Origin of the sequence: Citrobacter sp. Colony219 (assembly GCF_019382635.1) — a bacterium.
In the GTDB taxonomy this organism is placed as follows: Bacteria; Pseudomonadota; Gammaproteobacteria; order Enterobacterales; family Enterobacteriaceae; genus Citrobacter; species Citrobacter youngae.
The window spans coordinates 1,096,035-1,120,659 of record NZ_CP080033.1; the positions used below are offsets into that span (position 1 = coordinate 1,096,035).

Sequence of the window (24,625 nt, forward strand, 5' to 3'; positions counted from 1 at the left end):
CATATCCGGGAAAATGATGAAATGGAGTTTTTATGAATGTCTATACTCAGGCGATTTTGCCTGGATACCAGTATTATCTGTTTGTTAACACTCAACTTTCAAACCCATCAATCAAAACTGTGAGCAAATATATTGAGTACAAAACATGGACCGGACAAATTTGGCGGGCTGAAATAATTGAAAGTGGAAACGTTTTTTTTCACTGGCAGGGGCATGACAGAAGAAATGGTCATCGTGATACGGTAATTAATTATTTGTTGCGTGGGCAGAAATGGCAGTCAACGATAACAGATTATATTTTCTTCCATTCTCTGGAAGGAGAGGAAACTCATGGGAATTATGACAATGTGATTGAGTATGTTTGTTCTAATAACTGTGTTTATCAAAGTGCTTTTGCTGAATATATAGCCGAGTAGAAATAAAGCGCGTGACGATCAAAACGCGCTTATATCAAGGTTACTGTCCGTAGTAGGCTTTTGCACCGTGTTTGCGCAGGTAGTGTTTATCTAACAGGGTTTGTTGCATATCCGGCAATTGCGGTGCGAGCTGGCGGCAGAAGATCCCCATATAGGCCACTTCTTCCAGCACGATAGCGTTGTGTACAGCATCTTCGGCATCTTTTCCCCAGGCAAACGGACCGTGAGAGTGCACCAGCACGCCAGGCATCTGTGCGGCGTCAATACCTTGTTTCTCAAAGGTTTCAACGATCACATTGCCGGTTTCCCATTCATATTCGCCGTTGATTTCTTCGTCGGTCATTTTCCGTGTGCAGGGAATCGAACCGTAGAAATAGTCCGCATGGGTGGTCCCTGTGGCCGGAATCGACTGACCCGCCTGCGCCCAGATGGTTGCATGACGGGAATGGGTGTGAACAATGCCGCCAATGGTCGGGAAAGCCTGATACAGCAGACGGTGCGTTGGGGTATCGGAAGAGGGCTTTTTATTACCTTCCACCACTTCACCGGTAGCGATACTGACGACGACCATATCTTCTGCGGTCATTACGCTGTAATCGACACCGGATGGTTTAATCACAAATACGCCGCGTTCGCGATCGACGGCGCTAACGTTGCCCCAGGTCAGGGTGACCAGGTTGTGCTTAGGCAACGCCAGATTGGCTTCCAGCACCTGACGTTTAAGATCTTCTAACATTATTGTCTCCCTGCCGGATGGCGCTTCGCTTATCCGGCCTACAGGATCGTAGGCCCGGTAAACGCAGTGCCACCGGGCAATCCGTACCTTAGCGTTTAAAACCGTAATACACGTCGTTCCAGCGCAGCGCGTCTTTAAAGGCTGGCAGACGGGTGTCGTTGTCGATCACGGCGATCTCGATATCGTGCATTTCAGCGAACTGGCGCATATCGTTCAGATCCAGCGCGTGGCTGAACACGGTGTGGTGCGCGCCACCGGCGAGGATCCAGGCTTCAGATGCGGTTGGCAGATCCGGTTGAGCTTTCCACAGCGCGTTAGCTACAGGCAGTTTTGGCAGAGAGTGCGGCGTTTGTACCGTGTCAATGCAGTTAACCAGCAGGCGATAGCGATCGCCGAGATCGATCAGGCTGGCAACCACGGCCGGGCCGGTTTTAGTGTTGAAGATCAGACGGGCGGGATCGTCTTTACCACCAATGCCGAGGTGTTGTACGTCGAGGATCGGTTTCTCTTCCACCGCGATGGACGGGCACACTTCCAGCATGTGCGAACCAAGTACCAGATCGTTGCCTTTCTCGAAGTGGTAGGTGTAATCCTCCATAAATGAGGTGCCGCCCTGCAGACCGGTTGACATCACCTTCATGATGCGAAGCAGAGCGGCGGTTTTCCAGTCGCCTTCGCCAGCAAAGCCATAGCCTTGCTGCATCAGACGCTGTACGGCCAGACCCGGGAGCTGTTTCAGGCCGTGTAAATCTTCAAATGTGGTGGTGAAGGCGTGGAATCCGCCCTGTTCCAGGAAGCGCTTCATCCCCAGTTCAATACGGGCGGCTTCCAGGACGTTCTGACGTTTTTCACCGTGGACTTGCGTTGCCGCCGTCATGGTGTAAGAGCTTTCATACTCATCGATTAGTGCGTTGATTTCGCCGTCGCTAATTGCGTTCACGACCTGCACCAGATCGCCCACGGCCCAGGTGTTTACCGAGAAGCCGAATTTGATCTGCGCGGCAACTTTATCGCCATCGGTGACCGCAACTTCGCGCATGTTGTCGCCAAAACGGCAGACTTTCAGATGGCGAGTGTCCTGTTTGGACACGGCCTGTCGCATCCAGGAGCCGATGCGTTCGTGTGCCTGTTTGTCCTGCCAGTGACCGGTGACCACGGCGTGCTGCTGACGCATACGTGCGCCGATGAAGCCGAACTCACGACCGCCGTGCGCGGTTTGGTTCAGGTTCATAAAGTCCATATCAATGCTGTCCCACGGCAGGGCGGCGTTAAACTGGGTGTGGAACTGCATCAGCGGTTTGTTGAGGATCGCCAGGCCGTTGATCCACATTTTCGCCGGCGAGAAGGTATGCAGCCAGACCACCATCCCTGCGCAGCGATCGTCATAGTTGGCGTCACGGCAAATAGCGGTGATTTCGTCAGGCGAGGTACCCAGCGGTTTTAAGACCAGTTTGCAGGGCAGTTTAGCTTCAGTATTCAGTGCGTTAACGACGTGCTCGGCATGTTGGGTTACCTGACGCAGGGTTTCAGGGCCATACAGATGCTGACTACCAATCACAAACCACACTTCATAGTTATCAAAAATCGTCATTGTCGTGTCCTTAATGTGTCAGGGTTGCCTGGTTTACCGGTGTTTTTTGCGCCGGCATGGCAGTCGGAAGGTATTGTTGTTCAGCGCTTACTGCCCATTGCTGGTAGCGGCGGTAAAGCTGTTCAAAACGTTGAGCCTGGTCTGGGCGAGGTTGCATCGTCTTTTCTACTGCGCTCGCCATTTTTTGTTGGGCGGCGGGAATGTCTGCGTGGACCTTAGCGGCTACGGCAGCGAAGATAGCCGCACCGAGTGCGCAGCACTGGTCGGAAGCAACGATTTGTAGCGGACGGTTCAGCACGTCACAGCAGGTCTGCATGATGACCGGGTTTTTGCGCGCGATACCGCCAAGCGCCATTACGTTGTTAACCGCAATGCCCTGTTCGGTGAAGCATTCCTGAATTGCGCGCGCGCCAAAGGCCGTGGCGGCAATCAGCCCACCGAACAGCGCTGGTGCGTCGGTGGCCAGATTGAGATCGGTAATCACCCCTTTCAAACGTTGGTTGGCATTGGGCGTACGGCGACCGTTAAACCAGTCGAGTACCACCGGCAGGTGATCCAGCGACGGATTTTTCGCCCAGGCTTCGGTGAGCGCTGGCAGCAGCTGTTTTTGACTGGCTTTAATCTGGGTCTTCAGCTCCGGATGCTGCGCGGCAAGCTGTTCCAGAGGCCAGCTCAGTACGCGGCTAAACCAGGCATAGATATCGCCGAAAGCAGATTGTCCCGCCTCAAGGCCAATAAAATCAGGCACTACGCTGCCATCAACCTGGCCGCATATGCCTTTCACCGCGCGTTCGCCGACGCTGTGTTTGTCGGCAATCAGAATGTCGCAGGTTGAGGTGCCGATGACTTTTACCAGCGTATTGGGCTGTGCGCCCGCGCCGACTGCGCCCATATGGCAGTCAAAAGCGCCGCCTGCAATCACCACGCTTTCCGGTAGCCCCAGGCGCTGTGCCCACTCGGCGCACAGGGTGCCAACCGGCAGGTCGGCCGTGACGGTATCGGTAAACATTGGGTATGGCAGATGGCGGTTAAGGATGGGGTCGAGCTCATCAAAGAAACTGGCTGGCGGCAGACCGCCCCAGCTTTCATGCCACAGGGATTTGTGTCCGGCGCTGCAGCGTCCGCGGCGAATATCCTGCGGGCGTACGGTATTGGAGAGCAGGGCCGGAACCCAGTCGCACAGCTCAATCCATGAAACCGCAGCCTCTGCGACCGCATCATCCTGGCGGGTCACATGCAGGATTTTGGCCCAGAACCATTCGCTGGAATAAATGCCGCCGATATAGCGGGAGTAATCGATCTTGCCCGGTGTGTGGCACAGGCGGGTGATTTCTTCGGCTTCTTCTACTGAGGTGTGATCTTTCCACAGGACAAACATGGCATTCGGGTTTTCAGCGAACTCCGGACGCAGTGCCAGTACGTTACCGTCTGCATCGATGGGCGCCGGGGTTGAGCCGGTACTGTCAACGCCGATCCCGACCACTTCCGCACGCTGTTCAGCGCTCAGTTCGGCCAGCACGGTTTTCAGCGCCGCTTCCATCGATTCAATATAGTCGCGCGGATGATGGCGAAACTGGTTGTTCGGGCCATCACAATATTGCCCTTCCTGCCAACGTGGATACCACTCTACGCTGGTGGCGATTTCTTCACCGGTGGCGCATTCCACTGCCAACGCGCGTACTGAATCACTACCAAAATCGAGGCCAATTGTAATCGCCATCGTTTTACTCCATCCAAAAATACGGGTATGGATAAACAGTAGTGACCAGGGATAAAAACCGTCAGGCAGGATTCGCTAATCTTATGGATTAAAATGCTGTGGCATCACAAAGTGTGACGCCGTGCAAATAATCAATGTGGACATTTCTGCCGTAGTTATAGACACTTTTGTTAGCCGATTTTGAGGTTGGCGTAGTACATGTTTTTTACAAAGAGCTTTTCACAAGCGGGGTTGGTGGTCCATTACCGCAAATACAGCGGCCCGCAGGGGCGACAGCGATAATGTCTGGCGTGATATGGACAAATTGTTTCTTGGCAGGACATAGGGAGTATTGAATTTATGGCTGAAACGCAAAACGATCCCCTGTTGCCAGGTTATTCGTTTAACGCGCATTTGGTGGCCGGATTAACCCCCATTGAGGCGAACGGATACCTGGATTTTTTTATCGACAGACCGCTGGGTATGAAGGGTTATATCCTCAATCTCACCATCCGTGGCGAAGGGGTTATCAATAATCAGGGCAAACAGTTTGTCTGCCGGCCTGGCGATATTCTGTTGTTTCCACCCGGAGAAATTCACCACTACGGACGCCACCCTGACGCCAGCGAGTGGTATCACCAGTGGGTTTATTTTCGCCCGCGCGCCTACTGGCAGGAGTGGCTGGCCTGGCCGGCAATCTTTGCCCAGACCGGTTTTTTCCGCCCGGATGAAGCGCACCAGCCGCATTTTAACGAACTGTTTGGACAGATCATTCATGCCGGACAGGGGGAAGGGCGCTATTCCGAACTGTTGGCGATAAACCTGCTGGAGCAATTATTGCTCAGACGTATGGACGCCATTAATGAATCGCTGCACCCACCCATGGACAACCGCGTCCGCGATGCCTGCCAGTACATCAGCGATCATCTGGCGGACAGTAATTTTGATATTGCCAGCGTTGCGCAGCATGTCTGCCTGTCACCGTCCCGGTTGTCGCATCTGTTCCGCCAACAGTTGGGCATCAGCGTATTAAGCTGGCGCGAGGATCAGCGTATCAGCCAGGCCAAGCTATTGCTAAGTACCACCCGTATGCCTATTGCTACGGTGGGTCGCAATGTTGGCTTCGACGACCAGCTCTATTTCTCGCGCGTTTTCAAAAAATGTACCGGTGCCAGTCCGAGCGAGTTTCGCGCCGGATGTGAATAAAAAGTGAATGATGTGTCCTGAAAGTTGTCATAACTCGCAATCTATTCAGACAATTGATGGCTTGACGAAGTTGAGAAGGGTTAGCAGAATCCCTGCTTCGTAAATCTGACGGACACATTATGCAAGCATTGCTGGAACACTTTATTCTCCAGTCCGCCCTGTACTCTCTGATCGCCGTACTTTTGGTGGCCTTTCTGGAGTCGCTGGCGCTGGTTGGCCTGATCCTGCCCGGTACCGTGATGATGGCCGGGCTGGGGGCGCTGATTGGCAGTGGCGAACTGAACTTCTGGCATGCCTGGCTTGCGGGCATCATTGGTTGCTTATTGGGAGACTGGATCTCCTTCTGGCTGGGCTGGCGTTTTAAAAAGCCGCTGCACCGCTGGTCGTTCATGAAAAAGAACAAGGCATTGCTGGATAAAACCGAGCACGCGCTGCATCAGCACAGCATGTTTACCATCTTGGTAGGGCGCTTTGTTGGCCCGACGCGACCGCTGGTGCCGATGGTAGCAGGCATGCTGGATCTGCCTGTCGCGAAATTTATTGTGCCCAATATCATCGGCTGCGTGTTGTGGCCGCCGTTCTATTTTCTGCCGGGGATCCTGGCGGGGGCGGCAATTGATATTCCTGCTGATATGCAGAGTGGGGATTTCAAATGGTTGCTGCTGGCGACGGCGCTACTGTTGTGGGTAGGCGGTTGGTTTTGCTGGCGGCTATGGCGCAGTGGCAAAGCGGCTGTCGATCGCTTAACGGCGTATTTCCCCCGCAGCCGTTTGCTGTATCTGGCGCCGTTGACGCTCGGGATCGGTGTGGTTGCGTTGGTGGCGTTGCTGCGACATCCACTGATGCCGGTGTATATCGATATTCTGCGTAAAGTCGTGGGTTACTGACGAATCTTTTGCCGGATGGCGGCTTCGCCTTATCCGGCAACGCATTATGCTTTAATGCCCAATAGCGCCGAGGCGCTGGCGTTACCGCTTAACAGATCGTCCGTATCGCCCTGCCAGGCGATGCGCCCGTCGGCGACCACAATCGAACGCGTCGCAATGCGCGCCGCATCTTCTACGCTGTGCGAAACCATCAGCAACGTCAGCTGCTTATCGCGACAGACCTCAGCCACCAGCGTTAACATCTCCTGGCGCAGCGCAGGGTCAAGCGCAGAGAACGGTTCATCAAGTAGCAAAATAGGTTGTTCGCGCACCAGGCAACGCGCCAGCGCCACACGTTGTCGCTGCCCGCCGGAAAGCTCGCCCGGAAGCCTGTCCAGCAGGTTATCAAGACCCATTTGCCGGGCGATATGGAGCATTTTCTCCCGCTGCGATGCGTTCAGCTTCAATCCTGGATTCAGGCCCAGACCGATATTTTGCTGCACGTTCAGATGACTGAACAGGTTGTTTTCCTGAAACAGCATCGAAACCGGGCGACGAGAGGGCGGTGTGGTGGTGTGATCTTCACCTGCAATCATCATCGTGCCGCTGGCAGGTGTCAGAAAGCCGGCAATCAGATTCAGAAGCGTACTTTTCCCGGCGCCGCTTGGCCCGAGTATCGCTACCTGCTCACCGCGCGCGACCGACAACGTAAAGCGCATGGGCAAATGGTGATAAAGCCATGTGATATCAATCAGTTTTAACATTTCGACCCGGCAATTTCTCAATAACGGTAAACAGCGTAAAGCACAGGATCAGCAGTAATAACGCCGTAACCGCGCCATCCTGACTGCGATAAGAGCCAATCTGCTGATATAAATAAAACGGCAGGGTGCGGAAATCTTCATTACCAAATAACGCCACTACACCAAAATCGCCAATCGACAGCACGCAGGCAAACGCCATCGCCTGTGCCAGCGGGCGCTTCAGGGCGCGCAGTTCAACCACTTTCAGGCGCGACCATCCCTCAATGCCCAACGACTGGCACAACATACTATAGCGCGCAGTGACGTCACGCATTGGGTTTTCCAGCACCTTCAATGCATAAGGGATCGCCATCAGCGCATTGGTAAAAATAACAATGCCGTCGGCAGATTCGGGAAGCCCAATAGTGTTATTGAGCAGCAGAAAGAAGCCGGTTGCCAGCACGATACCCGGCATGGCGAGGATCATCATGCCGCTCAGTTCCAGCATCTGACCTGCCAGCACCTGCTGTCGGGCACGCAGTTCACGACTGCTCCATAACAGCATCATGGTGAGTATGACGCACAACGCACCTGTCGCCAGCGCAATGCGCAGCGAGGTTCCCAGCGCCTGCCACAGTACGGGTTGTCTAAGAACATCCAGTACATGGCGGTTTAAGCCATCGACAATCACCGCCAGCAACGGCGGAAGCAACAGCAACAGAGCGAGAACAATCAGAATTAAGTCAGCCAGACGGCTGTGCAGACGATCGTCGGGATCCCGCCAGCCCTGAACCAGCGTGGTGCCGGGGGCGATGGCGCGGCTCAAACGTTGGCTGAGCAGCACCAGTGCCAGACAACAAATCATCTGGATCAGCGCCAGCATGGCGGCGCGGGCGGGATCGTAATCAAAATTCAGCGCCTGATAGATAGCCAGTTCGATGGTGGTAGCTTGCGGCCCACCGCCCAGCGATAAAACGGTGGCGAAGCTGGCGAAACAGAGCATAAAGATGAGCGCCGCGACGGGAAGGATTTGCCGACGCAGCCACGGCCATTCAACAAAACGGAAGAAATGCCAGCCACGCATACCTAACTGAGCGGCTAACTGCCGCTGTTCGCCGGGAATATTCTCCAGCGACTGTAACAGCAGGCGGCTGGCCATCGGCAGATTGAAAAAGACATGCGCCAGCAGAATGCCCTGCAAGCCGTATGGCGAAAACGTCCACTCTAGCCCGAATGTATGCCAGAGCGAGGCCAGCCAACCCTGGCGACCATAGACGCTAAGAATACCGAAGACCGCGACCAGCACCGGCAGGATTAACGTCATGGCGCACAGACGCAGCAGCGCCAGACGTCCTGGAAAACGGCGGCGATAGAGCGCTCTGGCAAGGAAAATCGCCGGGACAACCGATAGCACTGCGGATAAAAAAGCCTGCCAGAAAGAAAAGCGCACCACGTGCCACAGGTAGTCGTCTTGCCACAGTGAGAGCCACTCTCCCTGCGGGGCGTTAAACCACAGCGCCAGAAACGCGGCCAGCGCGACAGCCACCATCAATGTGGCAGCTGAAAGCCCTGGAACCAGCCAGCCGGGGATTAACGGCTGACGGCGCGTTGCCATTCGCTAATCCATGCCTGGCGTTGAGCTGCAACCTGCTGCGGCGTAAATTCCAGCGCGGTGGCTGGCTTAGTCAGTTGCTCGAATCCTGACGGCAGGGCGACCTGCGTCACCGGATACATCCAGTTGCCGGTCGGAATCGCATTCTGGAATGCCGGAGACACCATAAACTTCAGGAACTTCTCGGCCAGTTCCGGCTGCTTGCTGGCCGTGGTACGCGCGGCGACTTCCACCTGCAAATAGTGGCCTTCGCTAAAATTAGCGGCGGCGTAGTTGTCTTTTTTCTCGGCGATGATGTGATAGGCCGGAGAGGTGGTGTAGCTGAGCACCAGATCGCTTTCACCTTTCAGGAACAGGCCGTAGGCTTCGCTCCAGCCCTTGGTGACGGTGACGGTTTTGGCTGCCAGTTTCTGCCACGCCTCTGGCGCTTTATCGCCATAGACTTTCTGCATCCATAGCAGCAGACCCAGACCCGGCGTGCTGGTGCGCGGATCCTGATAAATGACGCGCCATTTTTGGTCGCTTTCAACCAGTTCCTTCAGGCTTTTGGGCGGATTCTTCAGCTTGTTCTTATCATAAACGAAGGCGAAATAGCCGTAGTCAAACGGAACGAAGGTATCGTTTTTCCAGCCGCCGGGTACGTTAACGGTGTCGTTTGCTACACCACTTTTGGCAAACAGTTTGGTTTGTGTGGCGGCTTCCAGAAGGTTGTTATCCAGACCGAGTACAACGTCGGCTTTACTGTTTTTTCCTTCCATGCGCAGGCGGTTAAGCAATGAAACACCATCTTCCAGCGCGACCAGTTTTAATTCACAGTTGCAGTCAGCTTCAAAGGCTTTTTTGATTGTTGGGCCCGGGCCCCAGTCAGCCGCGAACGAGTCGTAGGTATAGACGGTCAGTACAGGTTTGGCGAAGACAGGCGCTGCGCACAGCAGTAAAAGCGGAAGATATTTTTTAAACACTTTGCACCTCAAGAGTTGGGTGGCAAAGGACTTGAGATAAGCCTCAAATCCCTTCGCCGGCATTATCCGGATCAGGTTCGACGGGTATCTCTCAGCCCATACGCAGATCGAATGATTCTGTGTATGTTTTTATTTAGCACCCCGTTGAGAACGGCGTTAGTGTAATGATTTTGTTGCTTAGCAGCAATTAAGGATCCGGCGGAGCAAACCACGCCGATTTAAAATCAAACCAGCCGAGGGTATTCATGCGTAACCCGCGCATACTGCGCTGTCCCTGAATAATCAACCAGTGGTGGATTAATGGCACAATGGCCTTTGTGGCGAGCAGCTGTTGGCACCATGCTGCCAGGCTCATTTCGCCCGTTCGCCAGCGAGCCGCATCGTTTTCCCAGTCCCGTGAGATACAGTTTTGCAGCAGCGGGACTTCGCACAAATGGGCGAACAGCGAGAAGTCCAGCGGTAGGGTAAAGTTGGCGCTGTTTAGCCAGATATCGCTGACGATTTCTCCCGCATGCCATTGATCGTAGTCGATCTCCTGAATAGTCAACTGCACCTGATGCGCAGCCAGCAGCGTTTTCATGATCTGCGCGATAATCCGGTGTTCGATGTGATCGCGATAGTAAGTGAGCGTCAGCGTTTCCAGCCCGGCTGGTTTTTCACCATGGCCGGGTCTGGCGTGATGCCAGCGAGGCAGTAAGCCGTAGGCGGGGAACCACAGTCGCTGATACTGTTCGTCGGCGTGGCAAATTAAATGGGTTGGCGAGAGTACGCGGCTAGCCCACTCGCGGACCTCCTGATTTGCGCCGCGGTGGGATCGTGCATCAAACAGCAGGTAGTAGCAACCTTCTTCGAGGCGACTTTCAATCGCCTTTTCATCCTCTGTGGGACCTTTTAGCGTCAAACCGCCGCCTGGCTCTTCGCCGATGTCAGGTAACACCCAAACGTTCACTTCGTCGATCAGCGCCCGGTAACCAAAGTAATCATCAAATGCGTGAATTTTCAGCTGGTTATTGGTGTTTCTCATCACCGCATATGGGCCAGTACCAATCGGGTGGCTGGAGAAGTTATTCAGCGTTTCCCATTCTCGCGGCAGGATCATGGCGGGGACTTGCCCCAATAACCAGGGAAGCCAACGGTCGGGCTGGGACAGATGGATATCCAGCGTCCAGGCCGTGGGAGAGACGATTTGTGTAATGTGAGAGTACAGAGGCAACGTGTTAATTCGGGTCAATGAGGTGATCACATCGTCCATCTCCAGCTCACGACCGTGATGAAAATGGATCCCCGGTCGCAGGAAGAATCGCCAGTGTAAAGGTGAAATCTGCTGCCAGTGATGGGCAATGTCCGCTTCCAGTTCCCCATTTTCCTCATTTACGCGAAGTAAGGCGCTGAAGATTTGTCGGGCGATATGGGTTTCGGAGCGGCGTAGCGCCGTACCAGGTAGCAGGTTGCGCATGGGACGATAATAGAGAACGCGCATGATATGCCGACCCTGACGAAAGCTGCGGCCGAGGTGGGAAACCAGCATTTGCCGTACGGCCGTTTTGTCACCGACCAGTTGCACCAGTTGATCGATGCGATCCTGTTCCAGCAGGTCTTCTGCGCGTTGCTGCTGGAGCGCCAGCCCGGTGTAGAGGAATGTCAGGCGTGAGCGTTTACCGCGTCCAACCTCGGCTTCCCACGTTAACCAACCGCGCTCCTGCATGGTATTAAGCAGGGTACGCATATGGCGGCGCGAGCAGCTAAGCAGCTCTGCCAGCTCGTTCAGCGTGGTGTCTTGCGTTTTGCCGTCACAGCATTGCCACAGACGGATGAACTGTTGTTGCAAACGACCAGAAGACATAAAAGGGGAACTCCTGCGAAAAACTCAGCAATTTTATTATCCCTATATTAAGCCAATAATAGATTCCGATGAAGCGATGAGACAACGAAGGGGTCATCTATGCGTCAATTCTGGTTGAAGTACTTTACCGCGACGGAAAAAACGTCCTGGTTGGCTTGCCTGAGCGCACCGCAGCGCTTAAAGATGCTCGAAGAACTGATGCAGTGGGAGGTGACAGCCTGACCTCTGAATTACGCATTGCAGACATCATGTGTGACTGAGTATTGGTGTAAAATCACCCGCCAGCAGATTTTTTCTGCTGGCTTTTTTCGTATCAGCCCAGCCAATAGGGATAACAATGCTCTGGATTATGACCATGGGACGGCGCCTCAACGGCGTTTACGCGGCATTTATGCTGGTCGCTTTTATGATGGGCGTGGCAGGGGCGTTGCAGGCCCCCACGCTGAGCCTGTTCCTGAGCCGCGAAGTCGGGGCGCAACCATTTTGGGTCGGGCTGTTTTACACCGTCAATGCGATTGCCGGGATCGTGGTTAGCCTCGGGCTTGCAAAACGATCCGACAGCCAGGGCGATCGGCGCAAGCTGATCATGTTTTGCTGCCTGATGGCGATTGGCAACGCGCTGCTGTTTGCGTTTAATCGCCATTATCTCACGTTGATCACCTGCGGTGTGCTGCTGGCCTCGCTGGCGAATACCGCCATGCCGCAGCTGTTTGCGCTGGCGCGGGAATATGCGGATAACTCCGCGCGTGAAGTAGTGATGTTTAGTTCGGTGATGCGTGCGCAGCTTTCGCTGGCCTGGGTGATCGGACCGCCGCTGGCCTTCATGCTGGCGCTGAATTACGGCTTTACGGCGATGTTTTCCATTGCCGCAGGGATTTTTGCCATTAGCCTGGTGCTGATTGCGCTGATACTGCCGTCTGTCGCTCGGGTGGAGCAGTCCGTTGACGTGCCGCTGGAACAAACCGGCGGTTGGCAGGACAAAAATGTGCGTATGCTGTTTATTGCCTCCACGCTGATGTGGACCTGCAATACCATGTACATCATTGATATGCCACTGTGGATTAGCCAGGATTTAGGGCTGCCCGATAAGCTGGCGGGCATTTTAATGGGGACGGCTGCCGGGCTGGAAATTCCGGCGATGATTCTGGCGGGCTACTACGTGAAACACTTTGGTAAACGGCGAATGATGATCGTCGCCGTGGCGGCCGGCGTGCTGTTTTATCTGGGGCTGATCTTCTTTCATAGCCATACGGCTCTGCTTATATTGCAACTGTTTAACGCCGTATTCATCGGTATTGTCGCTGGGATAGGCATGCTGTGGTTTCAGGATCTGATGCCCGGACGCGCGGGTTCAGCGACCACATTATTTACCAACAGTATTTCGACCGGCGTCATTCTGGCGGGGGTGATTCAGGGTGCTGTTGCGCAAAGTTACGGACATTTTGCCGTTTACTGGGTAATCGCGGCGATTTCAGTGGTTACGTTGGTGATGACCGGGCGGGTGAAGGATGTTTGATTTATAAAGTGCCGGATGGCGGCGTAAACGCCTTATCCGGCCTACAATTGGAGCGCATATGTAGGCCGGATAAGCGCAGCGCATCCGGTATAACAAAAGACTAGCGCATAAACGCTGGCTGCTCGTTTTCGTACTCGGTGATGGCCGCTTCATGCTGCAGCGTCAGCCCGATGCTGTCGAGACCATTCAGCATGCAGTGACGGCGGAAGTCGTCGATTTTAAAGCTGTAAGACTTATCGCCCGCTTTCACCACCTGCGCTTCCAGATCCACTTCAAATTTAATGCCTGGATTGGCTAACACCTGCGCAAACAGTTCATCCACCTGCGCATCACTCAGGGTGACCGGCAGCAGTTGGTTATTGAAGCTGTTACCGTAGAAGATGTCGGCGAAGCTTGGGGCGATCACCACTTTAAAGCCGTAATCGGTCAGTGCCCACGGCGCATGTTCGCGAGAAGAGCCGCAGCCAAAGTTTTCCCGCGCGAGCAGAATTGACGCACCTTTATATTCCGGGAAGTTCAGCACGAACTCAGGATTAGGCTGTTGACCTTTTTCGTCCAGAAAACGCCAGTCGTTGAACAGATGGGCGCCAAAACCGGTACGCGTCACCTTCTGCAAAAACTGTTTGGGAATAATGGCGTCGGTATCAACGTTGGCGGCATCCAGTGGGACAACCAGGCCGGTATGCTGGGTAAATTTCTCTGCCATGGTAGTTTCCTTATTTGATGCTGCGAATGTCGGCAAAATGACCGGTAACGGCGGCTGCGGCGGCCATGGCCGGGCTGACTAAATGCGTGCGACCACCACGGCCCTGACGGCCTTCAAAGTTACGGTTGCTGGTGGAGGCACAGCGCTCACCCGGATTCAGGCGGTCATTGTTCATCGCCAGACACATCGAACAGCCCGGTAAACGCCATTCGAATCCTGCTTCGATAAAAATCTTATCCAGACCTTCTGCTTCCGCTTGCGCTTTCACCGGACCAGAACCCGGCACCACCAGCGCCTGTACGCCCGGTGCGACTTTACGGCCTTTGGCGATTTCCGCTGCGGCGCGTAAATCTTCAATACGCGAGTTGGTGCAGGAACCGATGAACACTTTATCGATAGCAACTTCTGTTAACGGAATGCCCGGTTTTAATCCCATGTAAGCCAACGCTTTCTCAGCCGATGCGCGTTCCACCGGATCGGTAAATGATGCCGGGTCGGGAATATTATCGTTTACCGAGATGACCTGACCCGGGTTCGTTCCCCAGGTGACTTGCGGCGCGATCTCTTCTGCCTGCAGGGTGACGACGGTATCAAAGGTGGCACCATCGTCGGTTTTCAGCGTTTTCCAGTACTCAACCGCGTGGGTAAAATCTTCGCCCTTCGGTGCGTGTAAACGCCCTTGCACATAGTTAAAGGTGGTTTCATCCGGTGCGACCAGACCCGCTTTGGCACCCATTTCAATGGCCATGTTACACAGGGTCATACGGCCTTCCATGCTCAGTTCGCGAATGGCTTCGCCGCAAAACTCAACCACGTGCCCGGTGCCGCCCGCGCTACCGGTTTTACCGATAATCGCCAGCACGATATCTTTGGCGGTAATACCAGGGGCTGCTTTACCGTTGACTTCAATCTTCATGGTTTTGGCGCGCCCTTGTTTCAGGGTCTGCGTCGCCAGCACGTGTTCAACTTCAGAGGTGCCAATACCAAAGGCCAACGCGCCGAACGCGCCGTGGGTGGCGGTGTGGGAGTCGCCGCAGACGATGGTCATACCCGGCAACGTCACGCCTTGTTCAGGCCCCATTACGTGGACGATCCCCTGATACGGATGATTCAGGTCGTACAGTTCGACGCCAAATTCATTACAGTTTTTGATCAATTCCTGCATCTGAATACGCGCCATCTCGCCGGAGGCGTTAATGTCTTTCGTTTGTGTCGAAACGTTGTGGTCCATGGTGGCAAAGGTTTTACCCGGCTGGCGCACCTGGCGGCCATGCGCACGCAGCCCATCAAACGCCTGCGGAGAGGTCACTTCATGCACCAGATGTCTGTCGATATACAACAGCGGGGTTTCGTTTTGCGCCTCAAAGACGACGTGCGCATTAAACAATTTTTCGTATAACGTCTTGGCCATGATTACACCCCTTCAGCGACGTAGCGAGCGATGATATTGCCCATCTCATCGGTACTGACTGCGGCAGCGCCACGGGCTAAGTCACCGGTGCGAATACCTTCTTCTAATGCGCGGTTGATGGCGCTCTCAATGGCGGTTGCCGCATCATTGGCATCCAGGCTGTAACGCAACAGCAGCGCCAGCGACAGGATTTGCGCGATAGGATTGGCAATATTCTTCCCTGCGATATCGGGTGCAGAACCGCCAGCGGGCTCGTACAGGCCAAAACCCTGCTCATTCAGGCTGGCAGACGGCAACATCCCCATTGAGCCCGTGATCATGGCGCATTCGTCAGACAGAATGTCGCCAAACAGGTTGGAACACAGCAGCACGTCGAACTGGGAGGGATCTTTGATCAACTGCATCGTCGCATTGTCGATGTACATATGCGCCAGTTCAACGTCCGGATATTCATTCGCAATTTCATTGACGATTTCGCGCCACAGAATCGATGTTTGCAGTACGTTCGCTTTATCAATCGATGTGACTTTACGGCGACGCTGGCGAGCGGATTCAAACGCGATACGCGCAATACGTTCGATCTCGAAACGGTGATAAACCTCGGTATCAAACGCTTTTTCATGTTGTCCGCTGCCTTCGCGGCCTTTTGGCTGACCGAAGTAGATCCCGCCGGTCAGTTCACGTACGCACAGGATGTCGAAACCGTTAGCTGCAATGTCGGCGCGCAGCGGGCAAAAGGCTTCCAGCCCCTGGTACAACTTCGCCGGACGCAGGTTACTGAATAATTTGAAGTGCTTACGCAACGGCAGCAGCGCACCACGCTCGGGTTGCTGGTTAGGCGGCAGATGTTCCCATTTCGGGCCGCCAACGGAGCCAAACAAAATGGCGTCAGCTTGCTCACAGCCTTCAACCGTCGCAGGCGGCAGCGGCTGGCCGTGGTTATCAATGGCCGCACCACCCACATCGTAGTGGCTGGTGGTAATGCGCATGTTAAAACGGTTGCGGATTGCGTCCAGTACCTTCAAGGCTTGCGCCATCACTTCCGGGCCAATACCGTCACCCGGCAAAACAGCAATATGATAATTCTTCGACATCACACGGTTTCCTTGTTGTTCTCGTTGTTCTGAGCTTTGCGTTGCAATTCTTTTTCGACTTCTTCAGCGCGCCAGATGTTGTTCAGCACATGGACCATTGCTTTAGCAGAAGATTCGACGATATCCGTTGCCAGACCGACGCCGTGGAAGCGGCGACCGTTATAGTTGGCGACGATATCCACCTGACCCAGCGCATCTTTACCGTGCCCTTTGGCGGTCAGGCTATATTTCACCAGTTCAATGTTGTATTCGGTAACACGGTTGATGGCCTGATAAATGGCATCGACCGGGCCGTTACCGTTCGCCGCTTCGGCTTTCACTTCTTCACCGCAGGCCAGCTTGACGGAGGCGGTGGCGATGTCATTTGAGCCGGACTGCACGCTGAAGTAATCCAGACGGAAATGCTCTGGCTCTTCTTGCTGTTTGTTAATAAAGGCCAGTGCTTCCAGGTCGTAATCAAATACCTGACCTTTTTTATCCGCCAGTTTCAGGAAGGCGTCGTACAGGTTGTCCAGGTTGTATTCATTTTCTTTATATCCCATCTCGTCCATACGGTGTTTTACCGCAGCGCGTCCGGAACGGGAGGTCAGGTTTAACTGTACCTGGTTCAGGCCGATGGATTCAGGCGTCATGATTTCGTAGTTTTCACGATTTTTCAGCACACCGTCCTGATGGATACCGGAAGAGTGGGCAAATGCGCCGCTACCGACAATCGCTTTGTTGGCCGGGATAGGCATGTTGCAGATTTGGCTGACTAACTGACTGGTACGCCAAATTTCCTGGTGATTAATGCGGGTCTGTACGTTCAGAATATCTTTGCGTACTTTGATCGCCATGATCACTTCTTCCAGTGAGCAGTTACCGGCGCGTTCGCCGATACCGTTCATTGCGCCTTCCACCTGGCGAGCACCGGCGTGAACGGCCGCCAGCGCGTTGCCAACGCCCAGACCTAAATCATCATGGGTGTGCACGGAGATGATGGCTTTATCGATATTCGGTACGCGTTCATACAGGCCAGAAATGATTCCACCAAACTCAAATGGCATGGTGTAACCGACGGTATCAGGGATATTGATGGTTTTGGCACCGGCGTTAATGGCGGCTTCGACCACGCGGGCCAGATCGGCGATAGGAGTACGTCCCGCATCTTCACATGAGAACTCCACGTCATCTGTATAATTACGCGCACGCTTAACCATATAGATTGCTCGTTCGATCACTTCATCCAGCGTGCTGCGTAATTTCGTCGCGATATGCATCGGCGAGGTGGCGATAAAGGTATGAATGCGGAAAGCCTCAGCGACCTTCAGCGATTCCGCGGCAACGTCGATATCTTTTTCTACGCAGCGTGCTAAGGCACACACGCGGCTGTTCTTAACCTGACGAGCGATGGTTTGTACGGACTCAAAGTCACCTGGAGAAGAGACCGGGAAACCCACTTCCATCACGTCAACGCCCATACGCTCGAGGGCCAGAGCTATCTGCAGTTTTTCTTTCACACTCAGGCTTGCCTGTAACGCCTGTTCACCATCGCGTAAGGTGGTATCGAAAATAATGACTTGCTGGCTCATGGTTTAAGTCCTTGGTGTTTAGGGCGCCTTGCTTCGAGCATAAAAAAACCCGCGCAATGGCGCGGGTTTTTGTCTTAACTGGAGCTGACTTAATGCTGAATGTCGTCCACCAGTCTACCGCGCAATGAGAATGCGTTTAGTAGTAGTAGACCGTTAAAACGAGCAATGTAAGTCATCAATCAAGCTCCAGGCGAATGCGATATGCTTTTAGTGGTACTGGATATGAAGATTGATGTCAACCCCATCCCCCACAAATGCCCCCACTCGGCGGAAAAAATCTCCTGAACTTTGAGCGAATTGTGCTGAATTTTTATGGTTGTATAAAATAAATCAGCGTGTGGATTACATACTTTTCACGATTTGACATATTTGAGCATATTTGTTTTCAGCTATTGTAACGGCATATTGAAGAGATAACTTGTGGATGGATTTTCTATCTTTATGATTTATTGGTTTTTATACTAATCCTGAATAGATTTGAGGTGCCGTGGTAAAAATGATTGATAAATAAATGTTAAGCATCGCGGTGTTAATGATATAAACATTTAATTAAATCTTAAATATACATTCACTTCGTGCATGATTGTGTATTTGTCATGGTTATGTTTATATTGTTTTCGACATTTAAACGTATGAATCATCGTGCAGCGACCTCTGCCCCACTGCGCTCGCATTGGTTTTTGTTCATTCAGGCCAGGGGCTTTATGTTTTCCTAATTTTAATGCTTTCCCTTTTTCTTATTTTATATGCATGGTAAATCATATTAGCGGAGGTTATTTCTGAGCTCCGTCTGGGAAAAGGGAGTTTTGAGTGACAGTGGAGTTAAATATGCCAGAAGTAAAAATAATAGATAAACCTAATCTTTTAGAGATGGGGAAACCGCAGCTGCGCATGGTTGACCTTAATTTATTAACCGTTTTTGATGCGGTGATGCAAGAACAGAATATTACTCGCGCAGCGCATTCTCTGGGTATGTCTCAGCCTGCAGTCAGCAACGCAGTCGCGCGTCTGAAGGTTATGTTTAATGATGAGCTCTTTGTGCGCTATGGCCGAGGCATCCAGCCAACTGCACGAGCTTTTCAGCTATTTGGCTCTATTCGTCAGGCGCTGCAATTGGTGCAGAATGAACTGCCAGGGTCCGGTTTTGAACCCACCAGCAGCTCACGTGTATTTAATCTTTGCGTCTGTAGCCCATTGGATAATATCCTCACGTCCTTGATTTACAATCGCGTTGAGCAAGTTGCGCCTAATATTCATGTTGTATTTAAATCCTCGCTCAACCAAAATACAGAACATCAATTACGGTATCAGGAAACAGAATTTGTTATTAGTTATGAAGAATTCCGCCGTCCTGAGTTCACCAGCATCCCGTTATTCAATGATGAAATGGTGTTAGTCGCAAGTAAAAAACACCCACGCATTAGCGGTCCATTACTGGAGAGTGATGTTTATAATGAACAGCATGCGGTAGTTTCTCTCGAACGCTTTGCGTCATTCAGTCAACCCTGGTATGACACTCAGGATAAACAAGCCTGCGTAGCTTATCAGGGAATGGCATTAATCAGCGTACTGAATATTGTATCCCAAACTCATTTGGTTTCTATTGCGCCACGCTGGTTAGCTGAAGAGTTCTCTGAGGCTTTAGAACTGCAAATATTACCGCTACCGTTAAAACTGAATAGCCGGACTTGTTATCTTTCCTGGCATGAAGCCGCTGGTCGGGATAAAGGACATCAATGGATGGAAGAGCTGTTAGTCTCCATCTGTAAGCAGTGACCTATGGCAGAGTAAATCCGATGATGCGTCTGGTTTATTCTGCTTTTTTATTTTTATTTGAAATTTTATGCTGAAATCTGCTTTTGTTTTTTGCCCGGGAGGGCGAAAAAATAGAGTAATCGCTGTAAGTGCTCATTTTTAAGCGATTATTTGTCATTTCATTTGCTTATACTGGTTTAATTCTCCGTTTATTCGATTCTTTCCTCCGTTTTATTCTTATCCGCCGTTACGCCACCACTTCAGTGTCAATTGCCATGCCTTATCGTCAGCGGTTAATGTGTTGTTAAACCGTTATTCATTATAAGAGTGGAGGCAAGCCATGGAGATGTTGTCTGGAGCCGAGATGGTCGTCCGATCGCTCATCGATCAGGGTGTGAAGCAGGTATTCGGGTATCCCGGGGGCGCAGTCCTCGATATTTATGATGCTTTGCATACGGTCGGTGGTATTGATCATGTGCTGGTCCGCCATGAGCAGGCAGCGGTCCATATGGCCGATGGTCTGGCACGTGCGACGGGGGAAGTGGGCGTTGTGTTGGTCACCTCAGGGCCGGGAGCAACCAATGCGATCACCGGTATCGCAACGGCGTACATGGACTCCATCCCGCTGGTGATCCTCTCCGGACAAGTGGCTACCTCTCTGATTGGCTACGATGCCTTCCAGGAGTGCGACATGGTGGGGATTTCTCGCCCGGTGGTAAAACACAGCTTTCTGGTTAAACAAACGGAAGACATCCCGCAAGTGCTGAAAAAAGCCTTCTGGCTGGCGGCAAGTGGTCGTCCGGGACCGGTGGTAGTGGATTTGCCGAAAGATATTCTGAATCCGGCGAAGAAACTGCCTTACAGCTGGCCGGAGTCGGTGAGCATGCGTTCGTATAATCCGACGACGACCGGGCACAAAGGACAGATAAAACGTGCTCTGCAGACGCTGGTAGCCGCGAAAAAACCGGTTGTGTACGTGGGGGGCGGGGCGGTGAATGCTGCCTGCCACGAACAGCTGAGGCAGATTGCTGAAGCACTAAATCTGCCGGTTGTCTCCTCACTGATGGGCTTAGGTGCGTTTCCGGCAACGCATCGTCAGGCGCTGGGCATGTTGGGTATGCATGGTACCTATGAAGCGAATATGACTATGCATCATTCGGATGTGATATTTGCGGTCGGCGTGCGCTTTGACGATCGTACAACCAATAATTTGGCAAAATATTGCCCGAATGCGACCGTGTTACATATCGATATCGACCCCACCTCTATTTCAAAAACCGTCACGGCGGATATTCCAATCGTGGGCGATGCTCTCCTGGTGCTGGATCAGATGCTTGAGCTGCTGGAGCAGGAGAAATCGCAGCAGCCGCTGGACGATAACCGTGACTGGTGGCAACAGATTGAGCACTGGCGCGCCCGTCAGTGCCTGAAATACGACACTCAAAGCGAAAGTATTAAACCGCAGGCGGTGATCGAAACCATCTGGCGTCTGACGAAAGGGGAGGCGTATGTGACCTCTGACGTTGGTCAGCATCAGATGTTTGCTGCGCTGTACTATCCGTTTGATAAACCGCGCCGCTGGATCAACTCAGGCGGTCTTGGCACCATGGGATTCGGTTTACCCGCAGCGTTAGGGGTGAAGATGGCACTGCCGAATGAAACGGTAGTCTGCGTTACCGGTGATGGCAGTATTCAGATGAATATCCAGGAGCTGTCGACGGCGCTGCAATATGAGCTGCCGGTGCTGGTACTCAACCTTAACAACCGCTATCTCGGCATGGTGAAACAGTGGCAGGACATGATCTATTCCGGGCGTCATTCGCAGTCTTATATGCAGTCGCTACCTGATTTTGTTCGTCTTGCTGAAGCATATGGGCATATTGGTATCCAGATAAATCATCCGGATGAGCTGGAAAGCAAACTGGGGGAAGCACTGGAACATGTGCGCAACCACCGGCTGGTGTTTGTTGATGTCACCGTCGATGGCAGTGAGCATGTCTACCCGATGCAAATTCGAGGGGGCGGTATGGATGAGATGTGGTTAAGCAAAACGGAGAGGACCTGATTATGCGCCGGATATTATCAGTATTACTGGAAAACGAGTCTGGGGCATTATCGCGCGTAATAGGCCTCTTCGCTCAGCGTGGTTACAACATTGAAAGCCTGACCGTCGCGCCGACTGACGATCCGACCTTATCACGGATGACGATCCAGACCGTGGGCGATGAAAAGGTCCTCGAGCAAATTGAAAAGCAGCTCCACAAACTGGTGGATGTTCTGCGCGTTAGCGAGCTGGGGCAGGGCGCTCACGTTGAACGAGAAATCATGCTGGTGAAAATCCAGGCCAGCGGTTATGGCCGGGAAGAAGTGAAACGTAACACGGAGATTTTCCGCGGGCAAATCATCGACGTTACGCCGTCGATCTACACCGTACAACTGGCGGGCACCAGCGATAAGCTGGATGCGTTTCTGGCAACGCTGCGTGAAGTCGCTAAAATTGTGGAAGTTGCCCGTTCCGGCGTGGTGGGACTCTCCCGAGGCGATAAAATCATGCGTTAATAGCCGACTGTAGGCCTGATAAGCACAGTGCCATCAGGCATCATCGTGGAGGTCATGCCGGATGGCGGCGTAAATGCCTTATCCGGCCTACAGGTAACGTACCCGTTTTCGCTGATGCTACCTGTTGCGCTTTTTTTTGCGAAATCAGCAGTAACCAGAGACAAAAGCGGTTGCCGCAGTCATTATTCTGCGCTTAGATGTTAATAAATTTAACCCATGCCATCTTAAAGGTTATGGTTTGTACATTTTACGCAAGGGGCAATTGTGAAACTGGATGAAATCGCTCGGTTGGCCGGCGTTTCGCGAACGACTGCAAGCTACGTTATTAATGGCAAAGCAAAGCAATACCGCGTAAGCGACAAAACGGTCGAAAAAGTCATGGCGGTGGTGCGCGAACATAATTACCACCCTAATGCTGTGGCGGCCGGGCTCCGTGCTGGACGCACACGTTCTATCGGGTTAGTAATCCCGGACCTGGAGAATACGAGTTATACCCGCATTGCAAACTACCTGGAACGTCAGGCGCGTCAGCGTGGGTATCAACTGCTGATTGCCTGCTCTGAAGATCAGCCGGATAACGAAATGCGCTGTATTGAGCACCTTTTGCAGCGTCAGGTTGACGCCATTATTGTGTCTACCTCATTACCGCCGGAACATCCGTTCTATCAGCGCTGGGCGAACAGTTCATTCCCGATTGTGGCGCTGGATCGTGCGCTGGATCGTGAACACTTCACCAGTGTTGTCGGCGCAGACCAGGATGATGCGGAAATGCTGGCGGAGGAATTGCGTAAATTCCCTGCTGAAACCGTGCTCTATCTGGGGGCGCTCCCTGAATTATCGGTCAGTTTCCTGCGCGAACAGGGTTTCCGTACCGCGTGGAAAGACGATCCGCGTGACGTGCACTTCCTGTATGCCAATAGCTATGAGCGGGAGGCAGCAGCGCAGTTGTTTGATAAATGGCTGGAAACACATCCGATGCCTCAGGCACTGTTCACCACCTCATTCGCGCTATTGCAGGGGGTGATGGATGTGACATTGCGTCGCGATGGGCAACTGCCATCCGATTTAGCCATTGCCACGTTTGGCGATCACGAACTGCTCGACTTCCTGCAATGTCCGGTGCTGGCAGTGGCACAGCGCCACCGAGATGTGGCTGAACGTGTGCTGGAGATCGTCCTTGCAAGCCTTGATGAACCGCGTAAACCAAAACCAGGATTAACGCGCATTCGGCGTAATCTGTACCGCCGCGGCATCCTTAGCCGTAACTAAGTGGTTGCTATTGATGGCATTGGAGAGAATGCTTCGATGCCATCAAATATTTTATTCTCAGAAATAACCTTATTCTATTTAAGAATATTCTTTAGAATTATCTGAAATTTATTCTTTAATTATCCTAATTTAAAAATGCAACTATCCTTTTTTGGGTTATTGATACGTAACGGCGCGTTACGTTTGTATTATTTTGTTACATGCTTGTGTGGATTTGCCGAATTAACAAACACTTTGCCGCCGAATTGCGGCAATCTCTCACCTTCCTTGGCCGTACGGGCCGTACAGACCGATGAACTGGTACTGTTATCTCGCTGCATATTGTCCTAAAATGCCGCTCGCGTCGCAAACTGACACTTTATATTTTCCTCGGTTGATATTGAGTTGTTTTAAACAATGATGAGTTGTTGGATTTTTTTCTTACAAATATTCATGACGTTAATTTGCTTCGTTTGCTGTACGGAATTTGTTCAACGCAGATATTAGCCGTAAACAATGGGTTTTTTGCTCCGCTAAGCGCCGTGACTTGCTTGACAAGGTTTTCCTCCGCTCCGTAAACTCCTTTAAGTGGGAATTTGTGGGATAAAGTGGTAATCGGGGGTGAGACTGGCATGTTCCGGGGAGCAACGTTAGTTAATCTCGACAGTAAAGGGCGCTTATCGGTGCCTACCCGTTATCGGGATCAACTGCTCGAGAGCGCTACCGGTCAAATGGTTTGTACCATTGACATCCATCACCCGTGCCTGCTGCTGTACCCCCTGCCTGAATGGGAAATTATCGAGCAGAAGTTATCGCGTCTGTCGAGCATGAATCCAGTTGAGCGTCGCGTACAGCGCTTATTGCTGGGTCATGCCAGCGAATGTCAGATGGATAACGCCGGTCGCTTATTGATCGCGCCCATTCTGCGACAACACGCAGGGCTAACGAAAGAAGTGATGCTGGTTGGGCAGTTCAATAAGTTTGAGCTGTGGGATGAAACGACCTGGTATCAACAGGTCAAGGAAGATATCGACGCTGAGCAGTCTGTGACCGGCGCGCTGTCGGAACGATTGCAGGACTTGTCTCTATAA

At 52.6% G+C, this 24,625-nt stretch carries 22 protein-coding genes and 1 riboswitch; of the genes, 10 read left to right on the forward strand and 12 right to left on the reverse strand.

The genetic code is table 11. The features are described from left to right. The first annotated feature begins 32 nt into the window (after positions 1–32). Complete coding sequence (locus tag JTI85_RS04790; RefSeq protein WP_061067225.1) at positions 33–416, forward strand: DUF4751 family protein; 384 nt, start codon at positions 33–35, stop codon at positions 414–416. Positions 417–456: 40 nt separating this feature from the next. Here the strand turns inward: JTI85_RS04790 and araD are convergent, their stop codons facing one another. The 3 genes from araD to araB all read right to left on the reverse strand — a co-directional run bounded on the left by araD (position 457) and on the right by araB (position 4,463). Beyond that, positions 457–1,152 (reverse strand): L-ribulose-5-phosphate 4-epimerase, encoded by a 696-nt coding sequence (gene araD / locus JTI85_RS04795; RefSeq protein WP_199982398.1) that lies wholly within the window; start codon positions 1,150–1,152, stop codon positions 457–459. A gap of 88 nt (positions 1,153–1,240) precedes the next feature. Further along, positions 1,241–2,743, reverse strand: a complete 1,503-nt coding sequence (araA, locus tag JTI85_RS04800) for an L-arabinose isomerase (RefSeq protein ID WP_219352201.1) — start codon at positions 2,741–2,743, stop codon at positions 1,241–1,243. A gap of 10 nt (positions 2,744–2,753) precedes the next feature. Beyond that, positions 2,754–4,463 carry a ribulokinase gene (gene araB, locus JTI85_RS04805; RefSeq protein ID WP_219352202.1) on the reverse strand — a complete coding sequence of 570 codons (1,710 nt, stop codon included), beginning with the start codon at positions 4,461–4,463 and terminating at the stop codon, positions 2,754–2,756. A 339-nt stretch (positions 4,464–4,802) separates the two neighbouring features. Here araB and araC point away from each other — a divergent pair, with 339 nt between their 5' ends. Together araC and JTI85_RS04815 are read left to right on the forward strand one after the other, a co-directional pair. Further along, positions 4,803–5,648 carry an arabinose operon transcriptional regulator AraC gene (araC, locus tag JTI85_RS04810; protein ID WP_005124526.1) on the forward strand — a complete coding sequence of 282 codons (846 nt, stop codon included), beginning with the start codon at positions 4,803–4,805 and terminating at the stop codon, positions 5,646–5,648. A 119-nt stretch (positions 5,649–5,767) separates the two neighbouring features. Further along, positions 5,768–6,535, forward strand: coding sequence for a DedA family protein (locus JTI85_RS04815; RefSeq protein WP_061067229.1), 768 nt, complete (start codon positions 5,768–5,770; stop codon positions 6,533–6,535). Positions 6,536–6,579: 44 nt separating this feature from the next. Here the strand turns inward: JTI85_RS04815 and thiQ are convergent, their stop codons facing one another. From thiQ to sgrR, 4 genes are all read right to left on the reverse strand, one after another. Further along, entirely contained in the window at positions 6,580–7,278 is a 699-nt protein-coding gene (gene thiQ, locus JTI85_RS04820) for a thiamine ABC transporter ATP-binding protein ThiQ (RefSeq protein ID WP_101741373.1), read from the reverse strand. Continuing rightward, entirely contained in the window at positions 7,262–8,872 is a 1,611-nt protein-coding gene (thiP, locus tag JTI85_RS04825; protein ID WP_219352204.1) for a thiamine/thiamine pyrophosphate ABC transporter permease ThiP, read from the reverse strand. Before thiP ends, thiQ begins: the two co-directional genes overlap by 17 nt. Next, the gene (gene thiB / locus JTI85_RS04830; RefSeq protein WP_219352205.1) at positions 8,848–9,831 is read right to left on the reverse strand and encodes a thiamine ABC transporter substrate binding subunit; all 984 of its coding nucleotides are present in this window, start codon (positions 9,829–9,831) and stop codon (positions 8,848–8,850) included. The genes thiP and thiB overlap by 25 nt, the downstream gene beginning before the upstream one ends. Before the next feature lie 30 nt (positions 9,832–9,861). Beyond that, a riboswitch (TPP riboswitch) is annotated at positions 9,862–9,985 on the reverse strand. A gap of 33 nt (positions 9,986–10,018) precedes the next feature. Beyond that, entirely contained in the window at positions 10,019–11,674 is a 1,656-nt protein-coding gene (gene sgrR, locus JTI85_RS04835) for an HTH-type transcriptional regulator SgrR (protein ID WP_086523579.1), read from the reverse strand. 99 nt (positions 11,675–11,773) lie between these two features. Here sgrR and sgrT point away from each other — a divergent pair, with 99 nt between their 5' ends. Continuing rightward, positions 11,774–11,896 carry a glucose uptake inhibitor SgrT gene (gene sgrT, locus JTI85_RS04840; RefSeq protein ID WP_048212707.1) on the forward strand — a complete coding sequence of 41 codons (123 nt, stop codon included), beginning with the start codon at positions 11,774–11,776 and terminating at the stop codon, positions 11,894–11,896. Positions 11,897–12,011: 115 nt separating this feature from the next. Then, positions 12,012–13,190 (forward strand): sugar efflux transporter, encoded by a 1,179-nt coding sequence (locus JTI85_RS04845; RefSeq protein WP_048212706.1) that lies wholly within the window; start codon positions 12,012–12,014, stop codon positions 13,188–13,190. Positions 13,191–13,290: 100 nt separating this feature from the next. Here the strand turns inward: JTI85_RS04845 and leuD are convergent, their stop codons facing one another. The 5 genes from leuD to leuL form a co-directional block, all read right to left on the reverse strand. After that, entirely contained in the window at positions 13,291–13,896 is a 606-nt protein-coding gene (leuD, locus tag JTI85_RS04850) for a 3-isopropylmalate dehydratase small subunit (RefSeq protein WP_048212705.1), read from the reverse strand. Between the two features lie 10 nt (positions 13,897–13,906). Continuing rightward, on the reverse strand, positions 13,907–15,307 hold the full coding sequence (leuC, locus tag JTI85_RS04855; RefSeq protein WP_048212704.1) for a 3-isopropylmalate dehydratase large subunit: 1,401 nt from the start codon (positions 15,305–15,307) through the stop codon (positions 13,907–13,909). Between the two features lie 2 nt (positions 15,308–15,309). Then, a complete protein-coding gene (gene leuB / locus JTI85_RS04860) occupies positions 15,310–16,401 on the reverse strand; it encodes a 3-isopropylmalate dehydrogenase (RefSeq protein WP_048212703.1) in 1,092 nt (363 codons plus the stop codon). Continuing rightward, positions 16,401–17,972, reverse strand: coding sequence for a 2-isopropylmalate synthase (leuA, locus tag JTI85_RS04865; protein WP_048212702.1), 1,572 nt, complete (start codon positions 17,970–17,972; stop codon positions 16,401–16,403). The genes leuB and leuA overlap by 1 nt, the downstream gene beginning before the upstream one ends. A gap of 89 nt (positions 17,973–18,061) precedes the next feature. Then, on the reverse strand, positions 18,062–18,148 hold the full coding sequence (gene leuL / locus JTI85_RS21730) for a leu operon leader peptide (RefSeq protein ID WP_075551415.1): 87 nt from the start codon (positions 18,146–18,148) through the stop codon (positions 18,062–18,064). 652 nt (positions 18,149–18,800) lie between these two features. Between leuL and leuO the strand changes: the two genes are divergently transcribed. The 5 genes from leuO to mraZ all read left to right on the forward strand — a co-directional run bounded on the left by leuO (position 18,801) and on the right by mraZ (position 24,625). Next, the gene (leuO, locus tag JTI85_RS04875; RefSeq protein ID WP_101741376.1) at positions 18,801–19,748 is read left to right on the forward strand and encodes a transcriptional regulator LeuO; all 948 of its coding nucleotides are present in this window, start codon (positions 18,801–18,803) and stop codon (positions 19,746–19,748) included. A 319-nt stretch (positions 19,749–20,067) separates the two neighbouring features. Beyond that, positions 20,068–21,792, forward strand: a complete 1,725-nt coding sequence (gene ilvI / locus JTI85_RS04880) for an acetolactate synthase 3 large subunit (RefSeq protein ID WP_115600973.1) — start codon at positions 20,068–20,070, stop codon at positions 21,790–21,792. A 2-nt stretch (positions 21,793–21,794) separates the two neighbouring features. Next, positions 21,795–22,286, forward strand: coding sequence for an acetolactate synthase small subunit (gene ilvN / locus JTI85_RS04885; protein ID WP_003829566.1), 492 nt, complete (start codon positions 21,795–21,797; stop codon positions 22,284–22,286). A gap of 264 nt (positions 22,287–22,550) precedes the next feature. Continuing rightward, entirely contained in the window at positions 22,551–23,555 is a 1,005-nt protein-coding gene (gene cra / locus JTI85_RS04890) for a catabolite repressor/activator (protein WP_005124558.1), read from the forward strand. A 611-nt stretch (positions 23,556–24,166) separates the two neighbouring features. Next, positions 24,167–24,625, forward strand: a complete 459-nt coding sequence (mraZ, locus tag JTI85_RS04895; protein ID WP_003018792.1) for a division/cell wall cluster transcriptional repressor MraZ — start codon at positions 24,167–24,169, stop codon at positions 24,623–24,625.

Excerpts from the sequence above, each read along its gene's own strand:
- JTI85_RS04790 (WP_061067225.1), top strand. The coding sequence starts at position 33 with ATGAATGTCTATACTCAGGCGATTTTGCCTGGATACCAGTATTATCTG.
- araD (WP_199982398.1), bottom strand. The coding sequence starts at position 1,152 with ATGTTAGAAGATCTTAAACGTCAGGTGCTGGAAGCCAATCTGGCGTTG.
- araA (WP_219352201.1), bottom strand. The coding sequence starts at position 2,743 with ATGACGATTTTTGATAACTATGAAGTGTGGTTTGTGATTGGTAGTCAG.
- araB (WP_219352202.1), bottom strand. The coding sequence starts at position 4,463 with ATGGCGATTACAATTGGCCTCGATTTTGGTAGTGATTCAGTACGCGCG.
- araC (WP_005124526.1), top strand. The coding sequence starts at position 4,803 with ATGGCTGAAACGCAAAACGATCCCCTGTTGCCAGGTTATTCGTTTAAC.
- JTI85_RS04815 (WP_061067229.1), top strand. The coding sequence starts at position 5,768 with ATGCAAGCATTGCTGGAACACTTTATTCTCCAGTCCGCCCTGTACTCT.
- thiQ (WP_101741373.1), bottom strand. The coding sequence starts at position 7,278 with ATGTTAAAACTGATTGATATCACATGGCTTTATCACCATTTGCCCATG.
- thiP (WP_219352204.1), bottom strand. The coding sequence starts at position 8,872 with ATGGCAACGCGCCGTCAGCCGTTAATCCCCGGCTGGCTGGTTCCAGGG.
- sgrR (WP_086523579.1), bottom strand. The coding sequence starts at position 11,674 with ATGTCTTCTGGTCGTTTGCAACAACAGTTCATCCGTCTGTGGCAATGC.
- sgrT (WP_048212707.1), top strand. The coding sequence starts at position 11,774 with ATGCGTCAATTCTGGTTGAAGTACTTTACCGCGACGGAAAAAACGTCC.
- JTI85_RS04845 (WP_048212706.1), top strand. The coding sequence starts at position 12,012 with ATGCTCTGGATTATGACCATGGGACGGCGCCTCAACGGCGTTTACGCG.
- leuD (WP_048212705.1), bottom strand. The coding sequence starts at position 13,896 with ATGGCAGAGAAATTTACCCAGCATACCGGCCTGGTTGTCCCACTGGAT.
- leuC (WP_048212704.1), bottom strand. The coding sequence starts at position 15,307 with ATGGCCAAGACGTTATACGAAAAATTGTTTAATGCGCACGTCGTCTTT.
- leuB (WP_048212703.1), bottom strand. The coding sequence starts at position 16,401 with ATGTCGAAGAATTATCATATTGCTGTTTTGCCGGGTGACGGTATTGGC.
- leuA (WP_048212702.1), bottom strand. The coding sequence starts at position 17,972 with ATGAGCCAGCAAGTCATTATTTTCGATACCACCTTACGCGATGGTGAA.
- leuL (WP_075551415.1), bottom strand. The coding sequence starts at position 18,148 with ATGACTTACATTGCTCGTTTTAACGGTCTACTACTACTAAACGCATTC.
- leuO (WP_101741376.1), top strand. The coding sequence starts at position 18,801 with ATGCCAGAAGTAAAAATAATAGATAAACCTAATCTTTTAGAGATGGGG.
- ilvI (WP_115600973.1), top strand. The coding sequence starts at position 20,068 with ATGGAGATGTTGTCTGGAGCCGAGATGGTCGTCCGATCGCTCATCGAT.
- ilvN (WP_003829566.1), top strand. The coding sequence starts at position 21,795 with ATGCGCCGGATATTATCAGTATTACTGGAAAACGAGTCTGGGGCATTA.
- mraZ (WP_003018792.1), top strand. The coding sequence starts at position 24,167 with ATGTTCCGGGGAGCAACGTTAGTTAATCTCGACAGTAAAGGGCGCTTA.